Annotated in this window: 14 protein-coding genes; 8 read left to right on the top strand and 6 right to left on the bottom strand. The window is 71.4% G+C overall.

The features are described 5' to 3' along the window. Positions 1–55 precede the first annotated feature (55 nt). Complete coding sequence (locus tag G401_RS0101205; protein WP_034590489.1) at positions 56–724, bottom strand: FadR/GntR family transcriptional regulator; 669 nt, start codon at positions 722–724, stop codon at positions 56–58. A 136-nt stretch (positions 725–860) separates the two neighbouring features. Here G401_RS0101205 and G401_RS0101200 point away from each other — a divergent pair, with 136 nt between their 5' ends. Then, on the top strand, positions 861–2,828 hold the full coding sequence (locus G401_RS0101200; RefSeq protein WP_027341063.1) for a beta-galactosidase: 1,968 nt from the start codon (positions 861–863) through the stop codon (positions 2,826–2,828). A 48-nt stretch (positions 2,829–2,876) separates the two neighbouring features. After that, positions 2,877–3,494 carry a DUF4232 domain-containing protein gene (locus G401_RS0101195; protein ID WP_084556675.1) on the top strand — a complete coding sequence of 206 codons (618 nt, stop codon included), beginning with the start codon at positions 2,877–2,879 and terminating at the stop codon, positions 3,492–3,494. Positions 3,495–3,529: 35 nt separating this feature from the next. On the opposite strand, the gene G401_RS0101190 is transcribed toward G401_RS0101195, so the two are convergent. Then, a complete protein-coding gene (locus G401_RS0101190) occupies positions 3,530–4,768 on the bottom strand; it encodes an MFS transporter (protein ID WP_027341061.1) in 1,239 nt (412 codons plus the stop codon). A gap of 64 nt (positions 4,769–4,832) precedes the next feature. Here G401_RS0101190 and G401_RS0101185 point away from each other — a divergent pair, with 64 nt between their 5' ends. Continuing rightward, positions 4,833–5,285: a MarR family winged helix-turn-helix transcriptional regulator gene (locus tag G401_RS0101185; RefSeq protein WP_027341060.1), complete on the top strand. Its 453-nt coding sequence runs from the start codon at positions 4,833–4,835 to the stop codon at positions 5,283–5,285. An 88-nt stretch (positions 5,286–5,373) separates the two neighbouring features. Further along, positions 5,374–6,399 carry a hypothetical protein gene (locus G401_RS0101180; protein ID WP_027341059.1) on the top strand — a complete coding sequence of 342 codons (1,026 nt, stop codon included), beginning with the start codon at positions 5,374–5,376 and terminating at the stop codon, positions 6,397–6,399. 623 nt (positions 6,400–7,022) lie between these two features. Here the strand turns inward: G401_RS0101180 and G401_RS0101175 are convergent. Together G401_RS0101175 and G401_RS0101170 are read right to left on the bottom strand one after the other, a co-directional pair. Beyond that, positions 7,023–7,640: a response regulator gene (locus tag G401_RS0101175; RefSeq protein ID WP_027341058.1), complete on the bottom strand. Its 618-nt coding sequence runs from the start codon at positions 7,638–7,640 to the stop codon at positions 7,023–7,025. Next, entirely contained in the window at positions 7,637–8,740 is a 1,104-nt protein-coding gene (locus tag G401_RS0101170; protein ID WP_027341057.1) for a GAF domain-containing sensor histidine kinase, read from the bottom strand. Before G401_RS0101170 ends, G401_RS0101175 begins: the two co-directional genes overlap by 4 nt. 122 nt (positions 8,741–8,862) lie before the next feature. Here G401_RS0101170 and G401_RS0101165 point away from each other — a divergent pair, with 122 nt between their 5' ends. Genes G401_RS0101165 through G401_RS0101155 form a run of 3 tightly spaced genes read left to right on the top strand, consistent with a single transcriptional unit; the run spans position 8,863 to position 11,041 of the window. After that, positions 8,863–9,561: an SDR family NAD(P)-dependent oxidoreductase gene (locus G401_RS0101165; protein ID WP_027341056.1), complete on the top strand. Its 699-nt coding sequence runs from the start codon at positions 8,863–8,865 to the stop codon at positions 9,559–9,561. Beyond that, positions 9,558–9,905: a VOC family protein gene (locus G401_RS0101160; protein WP_027341055.1), complete on the top strand. Its 348-nt coding sequence runs from the start codon at positions 9,558–9,560 to the stop codon at positions 9,903–9,905. Before G401_RS0101165 ends, G401_RS0101160 begins: the two co-directional genes overlap by 4 nt. Continuing rightward, entirely contained in the window at positions 9,902–11,041 is a 1,140-nt protein-coding gene (locus G401_RS0101155) for an S-adenosylmethionine:tRNA ribosyltransferase-isomerase (protein WP_027341054.1), read from the top strand. The genes G401_RS0101160 and G401_RS0101155 overlap by 4 nt, the downstream gene beginning before the upstream one ends. Positions 11,042–11,161: 120 nt before the next feature. On the opposite strand, the gene G401_RS0101150 is transcribed toward G401_RS0101155, so the two are convergent. Next, positions 11,162–12,586, bottom strand: coding sequence for a DHA2 family efflux MFS transporter permease subunit (locus tag G401_RS0101150; RefSeq protein WP_084556733.1), 1,425 nt, complete (start codon positions 12,584–12,586; stop codon positions 11,162–11,164). A gap of 305 nt (positions 12,587–12,891) precedes the next feature. On the opposite strand from G401_RS0101150, the gene G401_RS0101145 reads away from it, so the two are divergent. Further along, a complete protein-coding gene (locus G401_RS0101145; protein WP_027341052.1) occupies positions 12,892–13,521 on the top strand; it encodes a maleylpyruvate isomerase N-terminal domain-containing protein in 630 nt (209 codons plus the stop codon). A 66-nt stretch (positions 13,522–13,587) separates the two neighbouring features. On the opposite strand, the gene G401_RS0101140 is transcribed toward G401_RS0101145, so the two are convergent. After that, positions 13,588–14,307 (bottom strand): PP2C family protein-serine/threonine phosphatase, encoded by a 720-nt coding sequence (locus G401_RS0101140; protein WP_027341051.1) that lies wholly within the window; start codon positions 14,305–14,307, stop codon positions 13,588–13,590. Positions 14,308–14,587: the final 280 nt, after the last annotated feature.

Below are 14,587 nucleotides of genomic sequence, written 5' to 3'. Positions count from 1 at the left end.
ATCTTGGCCCAAGATTCGGGTGATTTCCCTGATCCAAACGGGATCTTGGGGGTGGTCAGGACGCCGACTCCGCTTTGGCTATGCGGGTCTTGACCTCGGTGAAGTGGCGGCTCATGGCCTCGCGGGCGGCGTGGGCGTCCTTGGACCGCAACGCCTCCACTATCCGTCGGTGGTTGGCGACGATCTCCGACTTGTGCACCTGGGGCCAGTCGCCGAGGATCGGTTCGACCTGGTGGTAGACCTGCCAGAACAGGTCGATGAGCTGCAGCACGAGCTCGTTGCCGAGCGACTCGTAGAGCAGCGTGTGGAAGGCCCGGTCCGCCTGCAGGTCGTTGGCCATCGCCGTGACCAGCGCGTCGAGCGCCGCGAGCTTGGTCGAGGTGGCGTCGGCGGCGACCCGGCCGATGAGCCCGGTCTCCAGCAGTTCGCGTACCTCGACGAGGTCGTGCAGGGCGCTCAGCGGATTCGAGCGCACCCGGAACTCCAGGGACGGCGAGAGCACGTCGAGCGACGCCCTGCCGACGAAGGTGCCGAAGCCGTGGCGGATCTCGACGATCCCGAGCGCCTGCAACGCGCGGACCGCCTCGCGTACGCTGTTGCGGCTCGCGCCCAGCAGGTCCATGAGCTGCGGCTCGGTGGGCATCGGGGCGCCCGTGGCCAGCTTGCGCTCGTGGATCAGGGCGACGATCCGGTCCTGGACCGTGTCCCCGTTGCGCTTCGCCATCGACGGCTCCTCCATGCGATCACGCGATTACTGGATCATGACATCCCACCACTGAATCTACCCTTGACCGCCGTCCGGCCGGGTCCGTAGGGTACCTGGCGGACGAGGGACGTCCCATGTCCGAAAAGGAGTTGAAATGCCTATCGACTTCGGCGGCGACTACAACCCGGAGCAGTGGTCCCCCGAGGTCTGGGCCGAGGACATGAGGCTCATGCCGGCGGCCGGGGTCTCGCTGGTCTCCGTCGGCATCTTCTCGTGGGCGAGCGTCGAGCCGCGGCCGGGCGCGTACGACTTCGGCTGGTTCGACCAGGTCATGGACAACCTGGCCGGGGCGGGCGTGGGCGCGAGCCTGGCCACGATGACGGCCTCACCGCCGCCGTGGCTGTCGCACCGGCACCCGGAGATCCTCCCGGTACGCGCCGACGGCAGCCGCGTCTGGCCCGGCGCCCGCCAGCACTACTGCCCGTCGAGCCCGGTCTACCGCGAACACGCCGCCCGCCTCGTCGACCGGCTGGCCCAGCGGTACGCGGACCACCCCGCCCTGCGGATCTGGCATGTCGGCAACGAGTACGGCTGCCACACCCGGCAGTGCTTCTGCGACGTGTCGGCCGAGGACTTCCGCCGGTGGCTGCGTACGCGGCACGGGACGATCGAGGCGCTGAACGAGGCCTGGTCGACGACCTTCTGGTCCCAGCGGTACGCGGACTTCGCCGAGATCCTGCCGCCCCGGCAGGCGCCCACGTTCGGCAATCCCGCCCACCATCTCGATTTCGCCCGGTTCTCCGACGACGCGATCCTCGAGTGCTACAAGCTCGAACGCGACATCGTGAAGGCGTACTCGGACAAGCCGGTGACGACCAACTTCACCGGGCTCGTGCACAAGCCGATCGACTCCTACAAGTGGGCCGCCGAGCAGGACGTCGTCAGCCTCGACAGCTACCCCGATCCGGCCGACCCGCGGGCGCACGCCGAGGCCGCGTTCGGCTACGACCTCATCCGGTCGGCCCGGGGCGGTCAGCCCTGGCTGCTGATGGAGGCCGCTCCCGGCGCCGTGAACTGGCGCGAGCACAACGCCCCCAAGGCCCCCGGCGTCCTGCGGCTGTGGAGCTGGCAGGCCGTCGCCCAGGGCGCCGACGCCGTGCTGTTCTTCCAGTGGCGCCAGGCCCGCGGCGGCGCCGAGAAGTTCCACTCCGCGATGGTCCCGCACGGCGGCCCCGAAACCCGCCAGCACCGCGACATCCAGGCCCTGGGCCGCGAACTCGCCGCCGCGGCCGAGGTGGCGGACTCCCGTGTACGCGCGGACGTGGCGCTCCTGTTCGACTGGGACAGCTGGCGGGCGGTCGAGATGCCGGCCCACCCGGCGGACCTGAACGTGCTCGAAACCCAGCAGGCGCACTACGACGCCCTGTTCGACGCGCACGTGACGTGTGACGTGGTGCCGGCGACCGCCGAGCTCTCCGCGTACAGGATGGTGGTGGTCCCGAACCTCTATCTGATGGACCTGGACGTGGCGCGGCGCCTGACCGACTACGTGGCCGGGGGCGGTGTGCTCGTGGTGTCGTTCTTCACGGGGATCGTCGACGAGCACGAGCGGGTGCATCTCGGGGGCTATCCGGCGCCGCTGCGCGCGGTGCTGGGCCTGCGGGTGGACGAGTTCTGGCCGCTGGCGGAGCCGGTGGGCCTCGACCTCGCGGGGGTGCGGCGGACCGGCACGGTGTGGTCGGAGTGGATCGAGACCGAGGGCGCCCGCCCGATCGCCACGTACGCCGACGGCGAGCTGGCCGGCCGCCCGGCCGTGACCCGGCACGAGTACGGCGAGGGCGTGGCCTGGTATCTCGGTACGCGGCCGGAGCCGGCGGCGATGCGGGCGGTCCTCGACCTCGCGCGGGCCGACGCGGGGGTGGCGCCGGTGCTGCCGGACCTGCCGGCCGATGTCCAGGCGATCGTGCGGCACGGTCACGGATCGGACTACCTGTTCCTGCTGAACCACGGTTCGGCGACCGCCCGGATCGCAGTGTCCGGTGTGGACGTTCTCGGCGGTGGCCCCGTGGACGGGGTCGAGCTGGCCGCCCGGGACGTCGCCCTCGTACGCCTGCCCGCGTGACACGTCCGAACCGGTGCCGTCCGGCTTCCGGCGTGCTGTGATGGGTGGATGAGGCTTCGTCTGGGTCTGTTGCCGGTCCTGCTGTCCGGGCTGGCCGCGTGCGGGAGCACGGGGGTGGACGCCGGTGGCACCTCTGCTCCGCCGCCGGTCGCTTCGGCTTCCGCCGCCGCATCCGCATCGGCGTCGGGGCCCGCGCCCTCGTCCGCGGCCGGGTCGCCCCCGGCCTCGCCGACCGCGGCCGTCGCCGGGGCCGCGTGCACGATCGACCGGATGCGGGTCACGGCCGGGGCGCAGGACGCGGCGGCCGGCCATCGGAGTGTCGTGGTCGTCTTCCTCAATCAGGGCCCGGCGTGCACGGTCTCCGGCTACCCGGCCGTCACGGCGGCGGGCGCGGGCGGCCAGGCGATCGCGTCGGCCCGGCAGACGCCCACCGGTTTCATGGGCGGGGCGCCGGTCGCCCGGCTGCTCGTCCGCAACGGGGACTCGGTCTCGGTGGTCGTCGAGGCCACCGCCGCGACGGACACCGGGGCGTCGTGTTCGGCCCACCGCTACGCGAAGCTGCTGTTCAGGGTGGGCGGTGCCCAGGTCGGCCTCGGCTGGAACAGCGACGGCTGCGCCGGCCTCCAGGTGCACCCGTTCGTCGCGGGCACCTCCGGACGCAAATGAGGGCACGGTCGCCCGTGCCCTCACGATGAGATCCCTCAGTAGGCCTCGCCGAGCGCTTCCTCGGGCGTACGCTCGGCCGACCGGGCGCCCTTGTCGAGGCGGGCCCAGAAGACCTTCTCGCCGACGCCGCGGGCCATGACGTGTCCGAAGAGGACGAACGAGACGACGCCGACGGCGAGGACGGCCGCGCCGACCCAGAACGGCGACTCCAGCGTCGAGTGCTCGACCAGCAGGCCGGCCACGACCGGCGCGGGCGCGGCGCAGCCCCAGCGGACCAGGTTGAACGCGCCGGTGGCGACCCGGCGGTCGGCCGAGCCGAGGCCGAGGGCGAGGTCCGTCAGGTTGGCGTTGGCCAGGCCCATGAACAGGCCGCAGACCACCAGGACGGTGATCGAGAAGGCGGTGCCGGGCGAGACCGCGAACAGCACCAGGCAGACCAGGATGCCGGTGATCGCGACGCCGACCGTCTGCACCGCGCCGATCCGGTGCGCCAGCCGGTGCCCGACGCCGAGGATGCCGGCGGCCAGGCCGAGGCCCCAGCCGGTGAAGGCCAGGCCCAGCGGGACGACGGCGAGGTGCAGGAACAGCGGCGTGAAGCCGAGCACGATGAAGAACGCGAAGTTGTAGGTGCCGGTCACCGCGCACAGGGCCAGGAACGCCGGCCGCTGGAACGTGCGCCCGATCTCGGCGAGGCGTACCGGGGGCTGCTTGGTGGTGGGTTCGCGGAGCTTGGTGCCGGCCACGGCCAGGGCGATCAGCATGAACACGCCGCAGGCGAAGAACGGCAGCCGCCAGGAGGACCGGCCGAGCAGGCCGCCGATCAGCGGGCCGGTCGCGAAGCCGAGGCCCATCGCCGTCTCGAAGAGGCCGACGACCCACTCCCGGCTCCTCGCCAGGGCGATCATGATGACCAGGGCGGTCGCGAAGAACATCGCGTTGCCGAAGCCCCACACGCCGCGCAGCACGGCCAGTTGCTCGATGTTCTTGCTGAACGAGGCGAGGATGGCCGCGACGCCGACCGTCGCCACGCCCGCGATGAGCACCTTCTTGAACCCGAACCGGCTGGTCGACAGGACCGCCGGGATCATGCCCAGCCCCATCACCGCGATGTACGCCGTGAACAGCAGCTCGACCTGCCAGGGCGAGACGCCGATGGCCGAGCCGATGGCCGGCAGGATCGGGTCGACGACCGCGATCCCGGCGATGGCCAGGTACGCGGCGAGGGCGGTCGCGTAGATCGCGCTCTTGTTGGGTTCGTTGCGCGTGGCGCTCACGAGGGGTCCTCCGGATCAGAACTTACCTGTATCATGCAGCTAACTCTCCCTGTATCGTACAGCTATGCGGGACGAGCAGGTAGTCGAAGTAGTCGAGACGGAAGTGGCGTTGCTCATGCGGCGCTCCGAGGCCACCCGCCGGGCCGGGGGCGAGGCGCCGCACCGGGCCCTCGACCGGGCGGCGTACCTGCTGCTGCGGCGGCTCGACGAGCACGGGCCGGCTCAGATCAACGGGCTGGCCGAGGCGCTCGGGCTCGACGGCTCGACGGTCACCCGGCAGGTCACCGCCCTCGAACGGGACGGCCTGGTCACCCGGGGACGCAGCGACAGCGACGGCCGGGCCATCCTGGTGACGCCGACCCCGGCCGGGCGGGAACGCGTACGCGCCGTGCGGGCGGCCCGGGTCGAGCTCTATGAGCGCATCCTCGCCGACTGGCCGCAGGCCGACCGCGCGACCCTCGCCGAGCTCTTGACCAGGCTCAACGCGTCACTGGACGAGGCGGTACGGCGTACCTGAGCGGGGTGTCCGGATCATCGGATGCGGACTGCGCCACATTTAGTGATGACGCCTGTACAGCGAGTAGTCACTCCAGAACACTGGGCGCATGCGAACGGACAGCACTTTTCCCGCTCCGGGCGGCCCGCCCGTACCGGACCGGATCGACGCCGGACGGAACTGGTGGCGCAGCACGACCGCCGCCGTTCGCCGAAGCCTGCCGACCGCCGTACAGATCGTGGCCGCCGCCGCGCTGGCGATCCTCGTCGCCCTCCTGCTCGGCCTCGACAAACCGATCGGCGCGCCGCTGTTCGCGGTGACGACCATCGAGTTCGTCTGCGCCCGCCACCGCCGCTCGATCGCCACCTTCTTCTTCGGCCTCGGCGCCGGGCTCGCCATCGCGGCCGTCGCGTCCGGCTACCGCACGCTCGACCGGATCTTCATCGACCTGCTGGTGGGCGTCGCCGTGGCCATGCTGGTCGCCTTCGCCGCCAACTCCCGCAACGGGGCCGCCAAGGTCAACGAGACGCTGGTACCGCTGCTCAACAGCATGACGATCAACATCCGCTCGATCGCGGGCGCGCTGCGTACCGGTGACGCCGAAGCCGCCAAGGCCGCCGTCTACGCGCTCGCCGACACCGACGACGACCTGCGCCGCCTGCGCGAGGTCCTGCTCTCCGTACGCCGTTCGGCCGTCATCACCCTGTGGACGACCGGGCAGGACCTGGAGGCGTACAGCACGACCGCCCGCGAGATCGGGTACGCCGTCCGCAACACCCGGGTGCTGGCCCGCCACGCCTGGTGGGGCGTCCTGCACGGCGGCGAGCAGGTGCCGAGGGCGCTACCGCCGATGCTGGAAGCGCTCGCCGACGGGATCAGCCTGATGCGCGACGAGATCGGCCAGGGCGACCGGCCCAAGGCGGCCCAGCCGCAGCTCATCTCGGCGGCCCGCTGGATCGACGTGATGCGCGGAGAGCGGCTCGGGCTGGCCAGCGCGGCGGTCGCGGCCGACGCGGACGCGGCCGTCCTCAACCTGCTCATCGCGACCGGCATCCCGCTCGCCCGGGCGGACGCCCTGCTCAACCACGCCGAGTCCCCGGCACCGCGCCCGATTCCCGGCCTGGTCTCCGCCTGACCGTCGACCCCGCCGCGGGTCCCGCCGGCCACCGCATCGGCGCCGCCGTAGGGCGTGGCCCGGAGATCCGGTTTGGATCAGGGAAATCACCCTGATCTTGGGCTCTCCGGCCGCCTGTGTGGGTCGCGTCGGCCTGGCGGTCCGCGCAGTTCCCTGGGTAGGTCGGCCGATCGCCGTGCCGGCCTTGATCATGTCGCGCATATATGTCGAAGTGGATCGCCTGGCCGTGATCGTGTCACTCGTATATGTTGCGGCGGCCGGATTTCGACATATACGAGTGACATGACCAAGGCTCTTGGTCTTCAGGATCTTGATGGGCTGCGTCCTTCCCGGCTCGCCCCGGCGACCAGTGATCAAGTACCGCCATAACGGCAGACCGTGCCCGATTCCCTTGATCAAATACCGCCTATACGGCAAAAAGGGGCTCCCGTGCCGTAATAGCGGTATTTGATCAAGGGAATCGGTGTCCCGGTGCCGTAATGGCGGTATTTGATCACGCCAATCTCGAACCCACCGTCGCCTCCCGGCGAGCCCTGCGACGCGTACGCCCGGAAGGAGAGGAATCTCGACGGCGCAGGCGACAGCCGCCCACACCAACGACTGGAGAGCCCAAGTGCGGCGGGTCATGGGGTGTGGCGGACCGCGTACAGGGCTGCTTGGGTGCGGTCGTCCACCCCGAGCTTCATGAGGATGCTGGAGACGTGCGTCTTGACCGTCTTCTCCGCCAGGTGCAGGGCGCGGGCGATCTCGCGGTTGGAGCGGCCGAGCGCGATCTCCGCCAGGACTTCCCGTTCGCGGGCGGTGAGGTGGTCGATGCGGTCGCCGCCGGACGGGCCGGCCGCGAGGGCGGTCGCGACCGCGGGCGGCAGGACGATGTGTCCAGCGTGGACGGTGCGGATGGCGTTGGCCAGTGCCGCCGGGTCCACGTCCTTGTAGACGCAGCCCGCCGCGCCGGCCTGGATCGCGGGGACGATCTGCGTCGCGTCCGTGAAACTCGTGACGATCAGTACGCGCGCCGCGGACCCCGCCGCCTTCAGCCGGCGTAGAGCGGTCAGCCCGTCGGAGCCCGGCATGCGCAGATCCATGAGGATGACGTCCGGCGAGGAGACGAGCGCCTCCGCGACACACGAGTCCCCGTCGGCCGCCTCGCCGACCACCGTGATGTCGTCGTGCAGTTCGAGAAAGACGCGCAGGCCCCGGCGTACGACGGCGTGGTCGTCGGCGAGCAGCACGCGGATCATGACGGCACCGTCAGGGTGACCACGGTGCCACCTTGGCCGGAGTCGACGGCGAGGGTGCCGCCGAGCCGGCGGGCGCGCTCGCGCATGGAGGCGAGGCCGAGCGAGGCGGAATCGGCCGCGGCGGTGTCGAAGCCGGTGCCGTCGTCGGCGACGACGCAGGTCAGCGGGGGCCCGGCGAGGGTGACCGCGACCTTGCCGGCGTTCGCGTGGCGCAGCGCGTTGTGCAGGGCCTCCTCGACGATGCGCAGCACGGCCTCCTCGACGGCGGGTGCCGGGCGGCCCGCGAGCGTGGTCGAGAAGCTCACGGCGGCGTCGTGGACGCGGTCGAGGAGCGCCACCCGGCGGCGGAGGGTCTCGGCGAGGCCCGTGTCCACCAGCTCGCGCGGGCGCAGCTCGGCGACGATCTGGCCCAGCTCCTCGGTCGCCTGCGCGGCGAGCCAGCGGATCTCCTGCAGTTCGGTCTCGGCGCGGGCCGGATCACGGCGTACCCAGGCGGTCGCGGCCTCCGTGGTCAGGCGCAGGCTGAACAGCTTCTGCGCCACCGCGTCGTGCAGCTCGCGGGCCACCCGCTGGCGCTCCTCCAGCAGGGTCAGCTCGCGGCTCTGCTCGTAGAGGCGCGCGTTGGTCAGGGCGATCGCCGCGTGCGCGGCGAGCACGCCCAGCAGCCGCTCATCCGCGTCGGTGAACTCGCCGCCGATCTTGTTCGCCAGGAACAGCGCGCCCAGCACCGAGCGGCCGTCGGTGATCTGCCGCCCCAGGAACCCCTTGAGCACCGGGTGCGCGGCCGGCCACCAGCCGAACCGCGGGTCGCGCCGGATGTCCGCGAGCCGCTGCGGGCCCGCCTCGGTCAGCATCGCCGCGAGGATGCCGTGCTGGCGCGGCAGCGGCCCGATCTTCTCCCGCTGCTCGTCGCTGACTCCCGCGACGACGAACTCCGCGAAACCACCTTGGTCGTCCGGTACGCCGAGAGCCGCGTACCGGGCGCCGAGGAGGGTCTGCGCGGCCGACACGATCGTCTGGAGCACCTCCCGGACGGACAGGTGCCGGTTGACCGCGAGCACGGCCGCGCTCAGTTCGTCCAGCGTGCTGCGATCGTCCACGCCTGAACGCTATCCCGGACGGGGCGGGTGCGTCGTCGGACGGGAGTCCTAGGACCAAGGTCCCAGGACCTGGGCGGCCGTGGACCGATTCGGGCGCGCGCCGGGCTGCATAGCGTCGAGGCATGCCTACCGCGATCATCACCGGCGCCTCCCGGGGCCTCGGCCTCGCCCTGACCCGCACCCTCAGCACGGCCGGCTGGACCGTCGTCGTCGACGGCCGCGACGCCGCATCCCTGTCCGCGGCGACCGAAGGGCTGGCCGGCGTACGGGCGGTGGCGGGCGACGTCACCGATCCCCGGCACCGGGCCGCCCTCGTCGACGCCGCGGAGCGTACGGGCGGGCTGGACCTGCTCGTCAACAACGCGGGGGCGCTCGGACCGTCGCCGCTGCCGTCGGTCGCCGCGATACCGGTCGACGCCCTGCGGGACCTGTTCGAGACCAACGTGTTCGCCCCGCTCGCGCTGACCCAGCTGGCCCTGCCGCTGCTGCGGGACGCCCGGGGCGCGGTCGCCGACATCACCTCCGACGCGGCCGCCGAGGCGTACGCGGGCTGGGGTGGCTACGGCAGCACCAAAGCGGCCCTCGAACAGCTGAACCGGGTGCTGGCGCAGGAGGAGCCGGCCATCCGCGCCTGGCGGATCGACCCGGGCGACCTGCGTACGCGGATGCACCAGGACGCCTTCCCCGGCGAGGACATCAGCGACCGGCCGCTGCCGGAGACGGTCGCGCCGGGCGTCCTCGGACTGCTGGCCCACCGGCCGCCCTCGGGCCGCCACCGGCTGGCGGACTGGATCCCCGCTGATGCCGTGGCGGAGCGGTGAGCACGCTCTGGGCGCCGCTGGAGGTGGTCGACTTCGGCGCGGCCGACGCGTTCTACGGGGGCGTGCTCGGTCTCACCACAGTGGACACCTGGGAGCGCGACGGCGAGCGGGGCGCCGTCTACTCCGGCGGCGACGGGGGACTGGTCGAGATCGTCCGGCCCGCCCGGCGCAGCTTCCCCCCGCCCCGCGCCCTGCAGTTCGCGACGTGGGCCGACGTCGATGCCGCGTACGCCCGCGTACCGAAGGCCGAGGGCGCGCCCGAGATCTTCCCCCGCGGCCACTACGGATTCGTGGCCGTGGACCCCGAAGGACACCGAATGCTGATCTGGAGTGAGAAGCCATGACGACCGCCACCCTCGACTTCACCCTCGCCCCCGAACTCGAGGCGCACGAGCCGCCCGAGGCCCGGGGCCTGTCCCGCGACGAGGTACGCCTGCTCGTCGGCAAGCGCCCGAACCAGGTGGCCCACCATCGGTTCACGGACCTGCCGGACCTGCTGCGCCCGGGCGACGTCCTCGTGGTCAACACGTCGGCGACCATGGCCGCCGCGGTCCCGTCCTGGGACGGGACGCTCGTCGTGCACTTCTCCACCCGGCAGCCAGCCGGGGAGCGCTTGCGCGAGCCGCCAGAAGTGCAGCCAGCCGGGGAGCGCTTGCGCGAGCCGCCAGAAGTGCAGCCAGCCGGGGAGCGCTTGCGCGAGCCGCCAGAAGTGCAGTCAGCCACGTGGGTCGTGGAACTGCGGGAGCCGGTCGGCCGCACGACGCAGCGGTTCCGTTCCGGCTACGTGGGCCAGAACGTCACGCTGCGCGGCGGCGCGAACATCACCCTCCTGGCCCCCTACACCGAGCGGCTCTGGATCGCCGAGCCCTCGTTCGCCGACGTTCCGGCGTACCTGCGGCGGAACGGGCGGCCGATCCGGTACTCCTATGTGGAGAAGGAGTGGCCGCTGTCGGCGTACCACAGCGTCTTCGCGGAGACAGGGGATCGCGAAGGCAGCGCGGAGATGCCGAGCGCCAGCCGGCCCTTCACCGAGGCGCTCGTCACCCGCCTCGCCAGCCGCGGCGTGGTCGTCGCGCCGATCACCCTGCACACCGGCGTCGCCTCGCACGAGGCCGACGAGAAGCCCTACGCCGAGCACTTCACGGTCGGCGCGACCACCGCTCGGCTGGTCAACGAGGCGCGCGCGGCGGGTGGCCGGATCATCGCCGTCGGCACCACCGCCGTACGCGCGCTGGAGAGCGCGACCGGCCCGGACGGCGTACGCGCCGCCGCCGGCTGGACGGAACTCGTCATCACCCCGGAGACCGGCGTACGCGTCGTGGACGGCCTGCTCACGGGCTTCCACGAGCCGCGGGCGTCGCACCTGCTGATGCTGGCCGCGATCGCCGGGGAGGAACTGCTGGCGGCCTGCTACACCGAGGCGATCGAGGCCGGCTACCTGTGGCACGAGTTCGGCGATCTGAACCTGCTGCTGCGCTGACCATCCATCATGGACGACCACCATGGACGGCCAACATGGACGGACGGCATGGACGAAAAGATGGGGACGAAAAGAGGGGACGCCGCTGGCCGCGGCGCCCCCTCTCTGGCCGGACTTCGATTATCCCATGTGGACGACGGACGATTCCGCCGGGAGGTCCTTCTTGCTCGCCTTGACCACGATCAGGGTGACGATGCCGGAGAGCAGCAGCAGCCCGGCGCCCCACGCGAAGGCGATCTTGTAGCTGTGCACCATCGCCTCCAGGGCGATCAGCTTGCCCTGCTCCGGCGAGGTGGCCTGGTGGCTGGTCAGGTACGCGGTCAGCGCCGTCGTCGCGAACGTGTTCAGCAGGGCCGCGCCGAGCGAGCCGCCGACCTGCTGGGTCGCGTTGAGCGTGGCGCTCGCGGCACCGGCGTCGTGGTTCGGCACGCCGAGCAGCGCCAGGCTGGACAGCGGCACGAAGACGAAGCCCATGCCGAGACCCAGGATCAGCTGGGCCGGCAGGACGTGGCTCGCGTACGCGCTGGTGACCGAGATCTGCGTCAGGTACGCCATGCCGGCGGCGGCCAGGAGCGAGCCGAGGACCATGAGCGGCTTCGGGCCGATCTTCGGCACGAACCGGCTGGCCAGACCGGCCGAGATGAAGACGCCGAGGCTGACGGGCAGCGAGGCGAGGCCGGCCTTGATCGGCGTGTAGCCGAGCACGATCTGGAAGTAGAACGTCAGGAAGAAGAAGGCGCCCATCATGCCCGCGCCCACCAGCATCGAGGCGAGGTACGAGCCGCCCCGGTTGCGGTCGAGCACGATGCGCATCGGCAGCAGCGGGTTCTTCGACCGCAGCTCGATGACCACGAAGGCGAAGAGCAGCACGAGCCCGGCGCCGATGAAGGCCAGCGTCGCGGCCGCGTCCCAGCCGTCCTCGGCGGCCTTGGTGAAGCCGTACACCAGGGAGACCAGGCCGAGGGTCGCGGTGATCGCGCCCGGGATGTCGTACTTGGTGTTGCCGTGGGCCCGGCTCTCCGGCACGATCCGCAGCGCCAGGATCAGCGCGATGAGCGCCACCGGGATGTTCACGAGCAGGCACCAGCGCCAGTTGGTGTACTCGGTCAGCACGCCGCCGAGCACCAGGCCGACCGCCGCGCCGCCGGCCGAGATGCCGCCGTAGACGCCGAACGCCTTGGCGCGCTCCTTGGCGTCGGTGAACAGCACCGTCAGCAGGGCCAGGCCGGCCGGGGCGAGCAGCGCGCCGAAGCCGCCCTGCAGGGCCCGGGCGGCGAACAGCAGGCCGCCGTTGGTGGCCAGACCGCCGAGGGCCGAGGCGAGGGCGAAACCGACCGCGCCCACCAGGAACGTACGCTTGCGCCCCCAGTAGTCGGCGATGCGCCCGCCGAGCAGCAGCAGACCGCCGAACGCCAGCGTGTACGCCGTCATGACCCACTGCCGGTTGGCGTCGGTGATGCCGAGGTCGACCTGCGCCTTGGGCAGCGCGATGTTGACGATGGTGGCGTCCAGCACGACCATGAGCTGGGCGATCGCCAGCACCATGAGGGCCAGCCACCGCTTCGGATAGGGGGCTTCGGCCGACGGGTTGCCCGTCGCCCGCTCCGCGACTGCGGTTGTCACAGCGGTTCCTCTTTCATCGGTGTCGGCACGGCGAGGGAAGCGTCGGTACGAAACCGTTTCGTTCCCACCGAACACCGTACGAGAATGTTTAGCGTGGGGCTAAGTGACTGAGATGATCGTCACGTCCGCGCCACGATCTTCCGCCGCGATCTTCCATAGTGGAGATCGGCACCGGGCCGCTTCGCGCCGGACCGGTTCTTGTCGGACGGAGGTGGGAGGATCGCGGGGTGAAGGAGACCTACCTGCGAGCCGCCGCCGTCGCCGCCGACTTCCTGAGCGCGCCGGCCGTCGCCGGTGCCTGGGCGAAGCCGAGCGCGCTGGAGATGATGAGCGTCGGCGGCCTCGCCGCGCACCTGTCCCGCCAGATCACCATGGTCCCGGAGCTGGTCGAGGGCCCGGTCGAGCCGGACGCCCCGATCGTGTCGCTGCTCGGCCACTACACCCGGGTGCGCTGGCGGGGGCAGCCGCTGGACAACGAGACCAACCAGCAGATCCGCGGCAGCGCCGAGGACCTGGCCGCCCCGGGCCCGGCCGCGATCGCCATCGACGCCAACCTCGCGCTGACGGCCATCCCGGACGTGCTCGACGCCGATGACCGCGGGATCGTCTACCTGCCGTGGACGGGGTGGTCGCTGCGTACCGCGGACTTCCTGGCGACCCGCACGCTGGAGATCGTCGTGCACACCGACGACCTGGCGGCGAGCGTGGGCCTGCCGACGCCGGAGTTCGGGGCGGACGCGGTCGACGTGGTCGTCACGCTGCTGGCCCGGCTGTCGGTGCAGCGGCACGGAGCCGTTCCGGTGCTGCGCGGGCTGGCCAGGGCGGAACGCGCCCCGGTCTCCATCGCCGCGATCTGACTCGGGCGGTCACGCGATCCGACTCGGGCGATCAACGGTCGGCGGCGGCAAGCCGGCGCCGGCGGCTCACTCGTCGACGACGGTCGCGATGATCACGGTCACGTTGTCGGGGGCACCGGCCTGGAGGGCAAGCTTGACCAGCTGCTCCGCCGCCTGCTGGGGGTCGGGGTTGGCGATCAGGCAGCGCGCGAGGCTGTGGTCGGTCACGATGTCGGACAGCCCGTCGCTGCACACCAGCAGCCGGTCGCCGGCCTGGACCGGCACGGTGGAGCAGGCCGCCGTGAAGTCGAGGCCCTGCACCGACTGCGTGATGATCGACTTCTGCGGGTGGTGCCGGGCGTCCTCCTCGGAGAGCAGGCCCTGGTCGACCAGCGACTGCACGTAGGTGTCGTCCCGGGTGAGCCGGCGGAACTCGTTGCCCCGCATCAGGTAGGCCCGCGAGTCGCCCACGTGCACCACGGTGATGGCCGGGCCGGAGAGCAGGAGGGCGGTGACCGTCGTGCCCATGCCCTCCTTGCTCGGGTCGTCGATGGACGACTGGCGGATCTCGCGGTTGGCGATGCGCAGCCGGTCGAGGACGGCGCCCGTCGGGTCGCCGCCGAGATCGGCCGTGTCAAGATCGTTCAGAGCGCGGATGACGATGTCGCTCGCGTCCTCACCCGCGGGCGCGCCACCGATCCCGTCGGCGACGACGACGAGACGGGCCCCGGCGTGCGCCGAGTCCTCGTTGTTCGTCCGAATCAGGCCGAGATCCGTGACGAGCGCGGGGTGCAGGGTGAGGCTCATACCGTCAAGACTGCCGCCAACACCGGGCAGATGTCTCTAGGCAATAGTACGTACTTGGCGCCCCGCCAGGGTCAAACTACGCAGAAGGGCATAGAAGTCCTGGATTTTGAGCCCTCTCCGGGAAGATCTTCAAGATTAAGATCACTATTTCCCGGGTTCGCCGATCTCACCTCCGCGGTCTCGCCCCTCAATCCTCCGGTGTCGTACTGACCGTCCTATATAGAGCGATCTGGCTCCGCCGGAACGGTGGCTGGGCGAGGCGCGTAGGTAGGATCTGCAC

Source organism: Hamadaea tsunoensis DSM 44101, from assembly GCF_000428945.1.
Taxonomy (GTDB): Bacteria; Actinomycetota; Actinomycetes; order Mycobacteriales; family Micromonosporaceae; genus Hamadaea; species Hamadaea tsunoensis.
Note: the sequence above shows the minus strand (reverse complement) of the source record. Positions and strands in the feature narration are given on the sequence as shown.

Coding starts and splice junctions, on each gene's coding strand:
- G401_RS0101140 (WP_027341051.1), bottom strand. CDS start 14,307: ATGAGCCTCACCCTGCACCCCGCGCTCGTCACGGATCTCGGCCTGATT.
- G401_RS0101150 (WP_084556733.1), bottom strand. CDS start 12,586: ATGGTGCTGGCGATCGCCCAGCTCATGGTCGTGCTGGACGCCACCATC.
- G401_RS0101155 (WP_027341054.1), top strand. CDS start 9,902: ATGACGACCGCCACCCTCGACTTCACCCTCGCCCCCGAACTCGAGGCG.
- G401_RS0101175 (WP_027341058.1), bottom strand. CDS start 7,640: ATGATCCGCGTGCTGCTCGCCGACGACCACGCCGTCGTACGCCGGGGC.
- G401_RS0101180 (WP_027341059.1), top strand. CDS start 5,374: ATGCGAACGGACAGCACTTTTCCCGCTCCGGGCGGCCCGCCCGTACCG.
- G401_RS0101200 (WP_027341063.1), top strand. CDS start 861: ATGCCTATCGACTTCGGCGGCGACTACAACCCGGAGCAGTGGTCCCCC.
- G401_RS0101195 (WP_084556675.1), top strand. CDS start 2,877: ATGAGGCTTCGTCTGGGTCTGTTGCCGGTCCTGCTGTCCGGGCTGGCC.
- G401_RS0101205 (WP_034590489.1), bottom strand. CDS start 724: ATGGCGAAGCGCAACGGGGACACGGTCCAGGACCGGATCGTCGCCCTG.
- G401_RS0101165 (WP_027341056.1), top strand. CDS start 8,863: ATGCCTACCGCGATCATCACCGGCGCCTCCCGGGGCCTCGGCCTCGCC.
- G401_RS0101185 (WP_027341060.1), top strand. CDS start 4,833: ATGCGGGACGAGCAGGTAGTCGAAGTAGTCGAGACGGAAGTGGCGTTG.